This is a genomic window from Pseudonocardia kunmingensis, assembly GCF_006716445.1.
GTDB lineage: Bacteria > Actinomycetota > Actinomycetes > Mycobacteriales > Pseudonocardiaceae > Pseudonocardia > Pseudonocardia kunmingensis.
In genome coordinates, this window is the sequence record NZ_VFPA01000001.1 from 2611898 (window position 1) to 2623359 (window position 11462).

General features: G+C 74.1%; 11 protein-coding genes. 1 reads left to right on the forward strand and 10 read right to left on the reverse strand.

Annotation, left to right across the window (positions count from 1 at the left end; translation table 11 throughout):
• Positions 1-472 precede the first annotated feature (472 nt).
• Positions 473-1510: a LacI family DNA-binding transcriptional regulator gene (locus FB558_RS12415; RefSeq protein ID WP_142051975.1), complete on the forward strand. Its 1038-nt coding sequence runs from the start codon at positions 473-475 to the stop codon at positions 1508-1510.
• Positions 1511-1601: 91 nt separating this feature from the next.
• On the opposite strand, the gene FB558_RS45495 is transcribed toward FB558_RS12415, so the two are convergent.
• The 10 genes from FB558_RS45495 to FB558_RS12460 all read right to left on the reverse strand — a co-directional run bounded on the left by FB558_RS45495 (position 1602) and on the right by FB558_RS12460 (position 11055).
• A complete protein-coding gene (locus FB558_RS45495; RefSeq protein ID WP_142051978.1) occupies positions 1602-1940 on the reverse strand; it encodes a PspC domain-containing protein in 339 nt (112 codons plus the stop codon).
• A gap of 93 nt (positions 1941-2033) precedes the next feature.
• Positions 2034-3317, reverse strand: coding sequence for an ABC transporter substrate-binding protein (locus FB558_RS12425; protein ID WP_142051981.1), 1284 nt, complete (start codon positions 3315-3317; stop codon positions 2034-2036).
• Positions 3314-4504 carry a branched-chain amino acid ABC transporter permease gene (locus FB558_RS12430; protein ID WP_246106388.1) on the reverse strand — a complete coding sequence of 397 codons (1191 nt, stop codon included), beginning with the start codon at positions 4502-4504 and terminating at the stop codon, positions 3314-3316. Before FB558_RS12430 ends, FB558_RS12425 begins: the two co-directional genes overlap by 4 nt.
• Entirely contained in the window at positions 4497-5375 is an 879-nt protein-coding gene (locus tag FB558_RS12435) for a branched-chain amino acid ABC transporter permease (RefSeq protein WP_142051984.1), read from the reverse strand. Before FB558_RS12435 ends, FB558_RS12430 begins: the two co-directional genes overlap by 8 nt.
• A complete protein-coding gene (locus tag FB558_RS12440) occupies positions 5372-6208 on the reverse strand; it encodes an ABC transporter ATP-binding protein (RefSeq protein WP_142051987.1) in 837 nt (278 codons plus the stop codon). Before FB558_RS12440 ends, FB558_RS12435 begins: the two co-directional genes overlap by 4 nt.
• Positions 6205-7011 carry an ABC transporter ATP-binding protein gene (locus FB558_RS12445; protein WP_142051990.1) on the reverse strand — a complete coding sequence of 269 codons (807 nt, stop codon included), beginning with the start codon at positions 7009-7011 and terminating at the stop codon, positions 6205-6207. Before FB558_RS12445 ends, FB558_RS12440 begins: the two co-directional genes overlap by 4 nt.
• Before the next feature lie 226 nt (positions 7012-7237).
• A complete protein-coding gene (locus FB558_RS12450; RefSeq protein WP_142051993.1) occupies positions 7238-7861 on the reverse strand; it encodes a response regulator in 624 nt (207 codons plus the stop codon).
• Positions 7858-9042 (reverse strand): GAF domain-containing sensor histidine kinase, encoded by a 1185-nt coding sequence (locus FB558_RS12455; protein ID WP_142051995.1) that lies wholly within the window; start codon positions 9040-9042, stop codon positions 7858-7860. The genes FB558_RS12450 and FB558_RS12455 overlap by 4 nt, the downstream gene beginning before the upstream one ends.
• Positions 9043-9108: 66 nt before the next feature.
• On the reverse strand, positions 9109-9276 hold the full coding sequence (locus FB558_RS43225; RefSeq protein ID WP_170231278.1) for a hypothetical protein: 168 nt from the start codon (positions 9274-9276) through the stop codon (positions 9109-9111).
• 117 nt (positions 9277-9393) lie between these two features.
• Positions 9394-11055 carry a DNA repair helicase XPB gene (locus FB558_RS12460; RefSeq protein ID WP_142051998.1) on the reverse strand — a complete coding sequence of 554 codons (1662 nt, stop codon included), beginning with the start codon at positions 11053-11055 and terminating at the stop codon, positions 9394-9396.
• Positions 11056-11462: the final 407 nt, after the last annotated feature.

An 11462-nucleotide genomic window follows, 5' to 3' on the forward strand; every position in this document is an offset into this window, starting at 1 on the left:
TCCGGCGCGAAGCACCAGCCGGGCGGGTGCAGCGGCGCGATGAGAACCCGGCGAGCGTGGTCCGGCGCCCCGCCGCGGCCGATCCCCACGGGCAGACCCCCGAGCGCCCCAGCCCGCCACACGGGCGATCCCGGGCCCCGATCCGCGCGGGGCGCGAACTCCCGCCCCGACTCACGGGGCGCGCCCCGCGGGCTCGCACTCGCGGCGTCAGCGCGGCCCGAGAGCTCGCACGTCAGGGCCTCGGAACACGGAGGCCGCGGCGTCGCAGCGCTGAGGTCACGACGTCGGGCACGGACGTCGCGGCACAGCGCGACGGCGGGCCGCGGCGCCCCTTCGGGCGACCCCCACCAGGAATGCGTTTTCCTCCTCCGCCGCAGGCGGTAGGCTCGGCGGCCCACCCGCCGTAGCGGGGTGCGGACGACCGGCCGGGACCGCGACCGGCGGTCGGGGAGCTCGCGGACGGGGCGGTGCGATGGCGGAACGGGTGCCGGGTGCGTCGGTCACGCTGCTCGACGTGGCCCGCGCCGCCGGGGTGTCGCTGGCCACCGCGTCCCGGGCGCTGAACGGCAGCACCCGGCGGGTGCGACCGGACCTGCAGGAGCGGGTGCTCGCGGCCGCGGAGGCGTTGCAGTACTCGGCGAACGCGCAGGCACAGGCGATGGCGCGGGGGCGCACCGACATCGTCGGCCTCGTGCTCAGCGACGTGGCCGACCCCTACTTCTCCTCCATCGCGGCCGGCGCCATCCGCGCTGCCGAGGAGCACCGCCTCGTCGTCACGATGGCGTGCACGTTCGGACGCGAGGAGCGCGAGCTCGACTACGTGGCCGCGCTGCGCGGGCAGCGGGCCCGGGCCGTGATCGTCGTCGGCAGCCGGGTGCAGGACCGCGGGCTGATCGACCGCCTCGGCGCCGAGGTGCGCTCGTTCGAGCAGTCCGGCGGGCGGGTCGCGTTCGTCAGCCAGCGCCGCATCGCCGCCGACACGGTGGTCGTGGAGAACCGGGCCGGCGCGCGGGCGCTGGCCGAGGCGCTGTGCGGGCTCGGGCACCGCCGCTTCGCGGTGCTCGCCGGCCGAGCCGACCTGCTCACCGCCCGGGACCGCAGCGCGGGTTTCCGGGAGGGGGCGGCGCGCGCAGGCGTGCGGATCGAGGCCGACGACGTCGTGCACGGCGGCTTCACCCGCGACGGCGGCTACGCGGCGATGCGGGAGCTCCTCGACCGCGGGACCGACGCCACCTGCGTCTTCGCCGTCAACGACGTGATGGCCGTCGGCGCCATGGCCGCCCTGCGCGACCGCGGCGTTGCCCTGCCGTCCGGGATGGCGGTGGCCGGTTTCGACGACATCGAGACGCTGCGCGACGTCACCCCCGCCCTCACCACGGTGCGGCTGCCGCTCGAGGAGCTGGGCGCCGAGGCGCTGGAGATGGTGCTGCAGCCGCAGGCCGAGCAGCCGAGGATCCGGCGGGTGCGCGGCGAGGTCGTGCTCCGCGAGAGCACCCCGCCACTCCCCTGAAGGATCCCCGGGCCACCTCGCACACCGTCTGCACACTTCGCACAGGGCGGGCCTTGTGCGAAGTGGCTGGTGGGTATGCGAAGTGGCGCCGTCACGGCTCGTCGGTCTCCGGGGCCAGCAGCCAGATCGCGCCGTAGACCACCACGCCCGTTCCGAAGCCGAGCACCGTGAGGGTCACCAGGCCGATGCGGACCACGGCCGCATCGACGCCGAGGCTCTCGGCGAGCCCGCCGCAGACCCCGCCGAGCATCCGGTCGGTGCGGCTGCGGCGCAGCCGGAACTTCGGCCGGCTCGCCGGCGCGGCGGCGGAGGCCGGGTAGGAGGGCGCACCCGACGCCTCGTCCGCGGGGACGGGGCCGAACACCGGGCCCGTCGGGTCGACCGGGTCCTTGGTGAGGCGGGTGGTGGCCGAGTCGGTCGTCGTTTCCATGCCACCGACTCTGCCGCTCCGACCGGCCCACCACCTCCGGGTCCACCCCGGCTCCGTCCCGGACCCGACCCCTGAGTGGACCCGGACCGGCCGTCACGCCCCTTGCTGGTGCGGCGCCACGTAGCTCTCCGCCTCCGGGGACGTGAACGGCTCGACCACCTGGCGCAAGCCGCCCTCCTGGGCCGGGTCGGCCTGTGCGATGTAGACCGAGCGGCTCGGCGGGGAGCCGGCCTGCGAGAAGTCGAGCTCGCTCGCCACGAGGTCGTCGGTGGTGATGTTCTCGCTGGTCACGAACGCGTCGTGCACACCGGCGCGGGTGAGGTCACCGCTCTCACACGCCTGCGTGAGGATCTGCTCCCAGATCAGGCCGCCCGCGTAGCCGTACGGCACGCCGTAGTTCTTCGCCGCGTCGGGGTAAGCGGCCTCGAACGCCTGCTGGACCTCCTGCGCCTTCGGCACGTCGGCCGAGTACGGGACCGAGCTGGCCACGACGTACAGGTTGCCGACGGACGCCGCCGCAGGTCCGGCGAGGTTGGTGGCCGGGTCGAACACCGGGTTGTTGCCGACGACCGGCACGTCCAGCCCGAGCGCGTTGGCGGCGTTCAGCGCCGACGCGGTCTGGGCGGGCGTGGTGGTCAGCAGGATCGCATCGACGCCCGTGCCCTGGAAACCCGTGACGATGTTCGTCATGTCGGTGTCGGTGGCCGCGATCTTGGCCGGCGCCACGGTCATCCCGTGCTGCTGCGCGTAGTACTGCGCGCCGAGGAACCCGTTGTCGCCGTACTCGCCGCCGATGTAGATGTGCCCGAGCGTGTCGCCGTCGGCGATCAGGCCCTGCTGCTGCAGGTACGCGAGGCCGTTGATCATCTCGAGGTCGTAGGTGGTGCCCGGGATGATCTGGTAGGGGTTGTCGAGGATGAACGACGACCACGACAGCGCCAGCGACGTGACCTCGTCGGTCTCCAGGTTCCCGCGCAGCGCCGCGTTGATCGGCGAACCGAGCAGCTGCAGGTACCCCAGTACGTTCGGCTGCTGCTGCCGGTAGACGGTGGTGGCGGTGTCCGCCTTGTACCCGCTGTCGGCGATCTCCAGTGCGATCTGCCGGCCGCAGACGCCGCCGCGCGCGTTGATCTCGTCGGCCCACAGCTGGTTGCCCTGCGTGATGCCGGTCCCGAGGTTGCGGAACGGCCCGGACGTGTCGGTGAGCACCCCGAGGGTGATCGTGTCGGCCGTGGCGCCGACGTCGGTCGCGACGGCCCCGTCGCCGCCACCACCCGCTCCCGGCTCGGGCGCCTGTGTCGTGCAGCCCGCCAGCACCAGCGCGGCGGCGATCGCCGCCGGGACGCCCGTGCGGCGCCATGCTCGCCGAAGGGTCATGATCGTTCCTCTCCAGGGGGTCCGGACCGGGGCGCCGTTGCCCCGGTCCTGGTCACGAGCCCGACGATGCGGCGACCGATCGCGGCCAGTCCGCCGGGTTCGAACAGCACGACGAGGATCACGGCGAAGCCGTAGACGTACAGGCTGATCACCGTGGGGCTGATCCCGGCCAACGTGTCGCCGAGCCCCAGCTCGTCGGCGAACAGCGTGAGGAACTGGGGCGTGCCGAAGACGATCAGGGCACCGACGACGGCCCCGGGGATCGAGCCGAGGCCACCGATGATCGCCATCGCGAGGAACGCGATCGAGGTGTTGAGCCCGTAGGTGCCGAACTCGCTCTCGTCGGGCTTGAGCAGACCCAGCCAGAGCGTGACCATCACCCCGGCCAGCCCGGCGTAGGCCGCGCTCACCGCGAAGGCACCGGCCTTCGCCCGCAGCACGTCGACGCCCATCACCGCCGCGGCGGCCTCGTTGTCGCGCACCGCCCGCCACGAGCGGCCGACGCGGCTGCGCACCGCCCCGCGGGCCAGCACGAACGCGATCACGGTGAACGCCAGGAACAGGTACCAGAGCCGCTCGGGCTGCCGGAACGGCACGCCGAGCACCGCGAGGTAGCCCTCGTTGGTGAAGGGGAAGCCGAACAGCGAGAACGGCTCGGGGTTGCGGCCGCTGGCCGCGCCACCGGTGAGGGCGGGCAGCGCCTGGCCGAGGTAGAAGCCGAGGAACACCAGCGCCAGCGACGCCACGCCCAGGTAGATGCCCTTGAGCCGGCCCGCGACCGGCGCGAACGCCAGCCCCGCGAGCGCGGAGATCACCACGGCCCCGACGAGCGCGACCAGCGGGGGCAGCCCCAGACCGACGATGCGCTCGCTGCCGGCCTGCTCGGTCTCGCCGGCCAGCACCGCGTACGACGTGCCGCCGACGAGCAGGAAGAACGCGTGGGCGAGGGAGAGCTGGCCTGCCTGGCCGATCACGAGCGTCAGCCCGATGGCCCCGACGGCGCCGACCATCACGTACTGCCCCGCGGACAGCAGGCCCGGCCCGATGACGAGGGGCAGCGCGAGCATGACGAGCAGTAGGGCGAGCCAGGCGGCGCCGCGCAGGAGGCGGCCGCGGCGCCGCGCGGGCGGCGGCGCCGAGGGCGGCTCCGGCGAGCTGGGAGGGGCCGAGGTGGTCGTCTCAGACACGACTGAGCTCCCTCGTCCCGAACAACCCGGCCGGACGGACGACCAGCACCACGAGCATCACCAGGAAGACCGCGACCTTGGCGAACGGGATGGACACGTACACCTCGGTCAGCGCCTGGGTGAGGCCCACGACGACGCCACCGACCACGGCGCCCGCCGTCGAGTCGAGCCCGCCGATGATCGCGGCGGGGAACGCGGCGAACGCGATGGCGTGGGTGCTGCGCGACAGCCCGGTGCCGGAGAAGTCCTGCGTGACGATGAACATGACGGCCACGCCGGCGAGCGCGCCCGCGACCAGCCAGGCGGTCGCCGTCACCCGGGAGCTCCGGATGCCCATGAGCGCCGCGGCCTCGCGGTTCTCGGCCTGGGCCCGCATGGCGATGCCCCAGTCGGTGTAGCGGAACGCCAGGAAGAACGCGGTGATCAGCACGAGACCGACGAGCAGTGCCACCAACTGAGTACTGAACAGCGTGACCCCGCCGAGCTGGATCGGCCGCGCGTCCCACGGCGCGCCCAGGTAGGGAACGGTCGTGCCGAGCCTGCGGAAGATGTCCTCGACGACCACGACGTCCACACCGATCGTCAGCAGCGCGAGACTGTTGGGGTCGGCGAACCTGCTGCGGGAGAGCAGCAGCCGCTCCATCAGCAGGCCGGCCAGCCCCGCGCCGACGATCCCGAGGGCCGCCGCGAGCGGGAAGCCCAGCGCGTCGACGGTGACCGCGATGACGTAGCCGCCGATCAGCGCCAGCGACCCGTGCGCGAAGTTGATCACCTCGGTGGCCTTGAAGATGACCACGAAGCCGAGGGCCAGCAGCGCGTACACCGCGCCCTTGCCCAGGCCGTTCACCATGAGCTGGACGAAGGTGTTCACGGGGCCGCCTCCTCGTCGTCGCCGGTGCCCAGGTAGGCCTTGACGACCTCGGGGTCGCGCTGCACGGCCGCCGGCTCGCCGTCGGCGATGAGCCGGCCGAAGTCGAGCACGGTGACGCGGTCGGCGATGCCCATGACGAGCCCCATGTCGTGCTCGACCAGCAGCACGGAGATGCCCAGCGCGTCGCGCAGCGCGCGGATGGTGCTCGCCATGACCGCGGTCTCCACCGCGTTCAGCCCGGCGGCCGGCTCGTCGAGGAGCAGCACGCGGGGCTCGACGGCCAGCGCGCGGGCCACGTCCACCAGCTTCGCCACGCCGTAGGGCAGCGCGGCCACGGGGGTGTGCAACCGGTCGGCGATGCCGAGGAACTCGCAGATCTCGGTGACGCGCTGCGCGTGCACCCGTTCCTGCGCCAGCACCCACGGCAGTCGCAGCCCGCCGGACAGGAAACCGCCGCGGGTGAGCGCGTGCCTGCCGAGCAGCACGTTGTCCAGCACCGTCGAGTGCTCCGAGAGCGCGATGTTCTGGAACGACCGGCCGACGCCGAGGCGGGCCAACCGGTGCGGCGCCAGCCCGGTCAGGACGGTGTCACCGAGCACGACCCGGCCGGACGTGGGCCGGTAGACCCCGCAGATCACGTTGAAGCAGCTGGACTTGCCGGCGCCGTTCGGGCCGATGAGCGCGTGGATGGTGCCGGGGCGCACGGCGAAGGAGACGTCGTCGAGGGCGCTGATGCCGGCGAAGCGCAGGGTCAGCCCCTCGACGCGCAGCTCGGGGACGTCCGCGCGCCCGGTCGCCTGCCCGGCCGCGCCACGGGCGGTGTCGGTGCTCATGCGCGCCACCTCGCGAGCGTCCGTCCGGACAGCTCCCGCTCGGCCGCCCGCGCCTCGGCGTCCGCCTGCTCGCTCGACTCGGCGTGCCCGCCGAGGTAGAGCCGCTGCACCTCGTCGCTCGCGGCCATCTCGGCGGCAGGCCCGGCGAGCGCGACGCGGCCCACCTCGAGTGCCACCGCGCGGTCGGCCACCGCCAGGGCCATCGTCGCGTTCTGCTCCACCAGCACCACCGCCGTGCCACGCGCGTGGATCTCCCGGACGATCGCGGCGATGCGCCCGACCATCTGCGGCGCCAGTCCGAGCGACGGCTCGTCGAGCAGGAGGATCCGGGGCCCGGCCATCAGCGCCCGCCCGATCGCCAGCATCTGCTGCTCGCCGCCGGACAGCAGGCCCGCACGCTGGCCCGCACGCTCCGCGAGCACCGGGAACAGCTCGTGCACCCGCTCGCGCGCCGCCGCCCGCTCCGCCGTCGAGCGGGCGCCGAGGCCCCCCGCGCGCAGGTTCTCCTCCACGGTCATCCGCGCGAACACCTGCCGGCCCTCCGGCACCGCGACGACCCCGCGACGGACCACGGCCGCCGGGGCGAGCCCGGTCACCCGCTCCCCGTCGAGGAGCACCTCGCCCGCGGTGACGGCACCGCCGTGCATCCCCACGGTGCCCGAGACGGCGCGCAGCAGGGTCGACTTCCCCGCCCCGTTCCCGCCGAGCACCGCGAGCACACCGTCGCCGACCTCGACGTCGACCGCCTCGAGGGCGCGCACCGACCGCCCGTAGCGCACCGACAGCCCACGCACGCTCAGCACCGCGACCACCCCGGTCGCGGACGCGCCGTACCTCGTCCTACCGCCACTCTCGAGCCCCTTCGCCCGTGCCGCAGCGCTGCGGCCGGGGCACATCGTGTGGCCCGTCACACCACCCGGCCACCCCCAGGTGGAGAGGGAAGACCGGAATGTTGACGGCCCGTTACCCGGCCGACGCGCACGTGTCGCGGATCGCGCACGACGGCACACGCAGCGTCGCCGCGCCGGGTCAGAGGAGCCCCGCCTCGCTCGCCTTGCCGATGGCCTCCACGCGGTTGCGGGCGCCGAGCTTGTGCAGGGCCGACTGCAGGTACGTCTTCACGGTGTTGCGCGCGAGCCCCGTGGTCTCGGCGATCTCCGGGTTGGTGCGCCCCTGCGCGGCGAGCCGCAGCACCTCGTACTCCCTGCGGGTCAGCCCGCTGCGCGCGAGAGCGGCCCGGCCGGGCTGCTCGTCCTGCACCATCCGCGGGTCGCACACCCGCTCGCCGCGCAGCACCCGGCGCAGCGCCGCCACGAGGTCGGTGACGGCGGCGTCCTTGAGCAGGGCGCCGTGGGCGCCTGCGTCCAGGGCGGCCCGCACGCCGTGGTGGTCGCCGTGCGCGGTGAAGACGACCACCCGCGCGGACGGCACCACCGCGCGCAGCCCGGCCACCACCTCGGGCGCGAGCATGTCGGGGAGCCGCAGGTCGAGCAGCACCAGGTCCGGCCGCAGCGCGGCGGCCCGTTCGAGCGCCGCGCGCCCGCTCTCCGCCGCCCCGACGACGGCCAGCGCGGGCTCGCCCCGCAGCAGCAGCGCCACGCCGTCGCGGACGACCGGGTGGTCGTCCACCACCATGACGCGGGCGGGCGTCATCGGGGCGGTTCGGGCAGCAGCACCCGCAGGGTCGTGCCGCCGTCCTCGTCGTGCACGAGGCTCGCCCGGCCCCCGAGCCGGGCCGCCTTCTCCACCAGCAGGCGCACCCCGAGCCCGGTCCCGTCGGAACCGGTGTCCTCGTCGCCGTCCCTGCGGGGTACGCCGTCGTCGGCCACGGCGACCTGCACCCCGCCGTCCACCTCGCCGAGGCTGACCACGACGGTGGCGGCCCCGGCATGCTTCTCGACGTTGAGCAGGCCCTCCCGCACCGCGCTGACCAGCAGCGTCGTGCGCTCGGCGTCCAACGGGCGGACGTCGCCGAGCTGCACGAACCGGGCCGGCACGCCGGTGCGCGCCTCGAAGCTGCGGCAGTGCTCGGCGATCTCGATCGGCAGGGCGCGTTCGGGACTCGACTCGGCCAGCGCGAGCAACGCTTCGCGCAGGGCGAGGGACGCCGCCGAGATGTCGGACTCCAGCCGACCCAGCCGGGTGCGCAGGACGGGGTTGTCCGGCAGCGTCGTGCGCAGGTCGCGGACCTGCGCGCCGATCGAGAACAGCATCGCGCCCACCGAGTCGTGCAGCGACGCCTGCATCCGCTGCCGCTCGGCCGCCACCGCCGCCGCCTGGCCCACCGCGGCCCGGTCGGCGAGGCGGAGGGCACGGGCCGCGTCGACCGCCACCCGCTGCACCGCCCGGACCGCGTCGTCGCCGAACGCGCCCGGCCCGCGCAGGGCCGCGTACGCCACGGCGACGGTCCGCGCGCTGCCCGGCCGGTCCTCCAGGATCGGCACCGCGAGCATCGCCGACATGTGCTCGCGGCTCACCACCCCGTCGAACTGGTGGGTGATGCTGCGCGCGGTGACGTAGTCGCTGACCCGGACCGGCCGGCCCAGCGCGAGCACCCGCCCGCCGACCCCCTGTCCGGCCGGTACCGCGAGGTCCTGCAGCGAGTCGGTGCGGTTGCCCGCCAGCCACCTGATGACGGCTTGCGAGGTCCCCTCGACATCGGCGACGAACCCCGCGTCGGCGCCTGCGGCGTCGCGGATCAACCGAGCGGTGCCGTGCAGGGCCAGCACCCGGTCGAGCACCGACAGCAACCCGTCGCGCTCGGCCAGCAGCGCGTCAAGGAGGTGCTCCTGCCCGAGGACCCGCTCCGACGCGGCGCGCTCGCTCGACCCCATCCGCGGACGATGACACAGGTCAGGAGCCTGCGACAGCCCCGGATGCAGAGGGTGCCCGGTCGATGTTCACCGACGGCGCTGCCTGCCCCGGCCCACCACCCGCGGCCGGGTGCCCTCGCGGGCGCCGGGGGCCGGGGCGTCGGGGGCGCCGGGTACCTGCCGGTCGCGCTCGCGGATCATCCGCCCGACGAGCAGACCGACCACCGCGGCGACGACCAGCCAGGCCACCGCCACGACGAGGATCCAGCCGAGAGTGCCGATGCCCGCTCCCCTGTCGGTGCGCGAGCAGCCAGTGTCCTCCGGGCCGCTGCCGGTCGCACGGCCGGACCACAGGATCGGGCGAACGGGACGTCAGCCGACGTCCGGTACCGCCGGCCCGAGCAGGTCGTCGGCGTCGACGATCTTGTAGGCGTAGCCCTGCTCGGCGAGGAACCGCTGGCGGTGCGCGGCGTAGTCGGTGTCGAGCGTGTCGCGGGAGACGACCGAGTAGAAGTGGGCCTGCCGCCCGTCGGCCTTCGGCCGCAGCAGCCTGCCCAGCCGCTGGGCCTCCTCCTGCCTCGACCCGAAGGTGCCCGAGACCTGGATCGCGACGCTCGCCTCGGGCAGGTCGATCGAGAAGTTGGCCACCTTGCTGACCACGAGCACCGGCAGCTCGCCGCGGCGGAAGCGGTCGTAGAGCTCCTCCCGCTCCTTGTTCTTCGTGGAGCCCTGGATGACGGGCGCGTCGAGCGCCTCCCCCAGCTCCTCCAGCTGCTCGAGGTAGGCACCGATGACGAGCGCCGGCTCGCCGGCGTGGCGCTCCAGGATGCCCTTCACGACGGCGAGCTTCGTGTGGGCCGTGGACGCCATCCGGTAGCGCTCCTCGGCCTCGGCCACGGCGTAGCCCATGCGCTCGGCGTCGGTGAGGGTGACCCGCACCTCCGTGCACTCGGCCGGGGCGATCCAGCCCTGCTGCTCGATGTCGCGCCACGGCGCGTCGTAGCGCTTGGGCCCGATCAGCGAGAACACGTCGCCCTCGCGCCCGTCCTCGCGCACGAGGGTGGCGGTGAGCCCGAGCCTGCGCCGCGACTGCAGGTCGGCCGTCATCCGGAAGACCGGCGCGGGGAGCAGGTGCACCTCGTCGTAGATGACGAGCCCCCAGTCGCGGGAGTCGAACAGCTCCAGGTGCTTGTACTCGCCCTTGGACTTGCGCGTGATCACCTGGTAGGTCGCGATCGTGACCGGGCGGATCTCCTTGCGCTCGCCCGAGTACTCGCCGATCTCGTCCTCGGTGAGGCTGGTGCGCGCCACCAGTTCGCGCTTCCACTGCCGCCCCGCGACCGTGTTGGTCACCAGGATCAGCGTGGTGGCCTGCGCCTGTGCCATCGCCGCCGCACCCACCAGCGTCTTGCCGGCGCCGCAGGGCAGCACGACCACCCCGGAACCGCCCGCCCAGAAGCCCTCGACGGCCTCGTGCTGGTAGCTGCGCAGCGACCAGCCGTCCTCGGCCAGCGCGATCGGGTGCGCCTCGCCGTCGACGTAGCCGGCGAGGTCCTCGGCGGGCCAGCCGATCTTGAGCAGCGCCTGCTTCAGGTGGCCGCGCTCGGACGGGTGCACCACGACGGTGTCCTCGTCCACCCGCGCGCCCAGCAGCGGGGCGATCTTCTTCTGGCGGAGCACCTCCTCGAGCACCGCCCGGTCCAGCGCGACCATGACGAGCCCGTGCACCGGCGAGTTCGTGAGCTGCAGGCGCCCGTAGCGGCCCATCGTGTCGACGACGTCGACGAGCAGCGGCTGCGGAACGGCGTAGCGGGAGTAGCGCACCAGCGCGTCGACCACCTGCTCGGCGTCGTGGCCCGCGGCACGGGCGTTCCACAGTGCGAGCGGGGTGACCCGGTAGGTGTGGACGTGCTCGGGAGCCCGCTCGAGCTCCGCGAACGGGGCGATCGCCCCCCGCGCCGCCCGGGCGTCGGGGTGGTCGACCTCGAGCAGCAGCGTCTTGTCGGACTGGACGATCAGCGGCCCGTCGGTCATGAGCTGTGGTACTCCTCGAACGCAGCAACGGCACCCCGGAAGGACGCTACTCGCTGTGTCTGATAGGTCCGTTCGGGGGAACGGGTCGGTGGGGTCGACCACGCGGATGGGGACGCTCTGAACTCGGGCTATACTTTGCCAGCTCTGTCCGAGAGCGCACGTGCGCCGTCGCGATCGTACCGGATCCGAAGGGCGTCGCCCTTCCCCAGAGGGCGCGTGTCGGAGCGGAGCGCGCACGATGCGGACCGGGACACCCGACCGGTCCGACCCCGACCGAAGGCGCGACGGACCCACCCGATGCTCTTGCTCCCCGGGCTGCCCGCCCGAACGCGGCCATCCACCGCCCACGGGCCGCAGCTCGTCCCGCCCACCCTCGCGCGCGGGGGTCGGCGCGTGCCAGAGTTCGA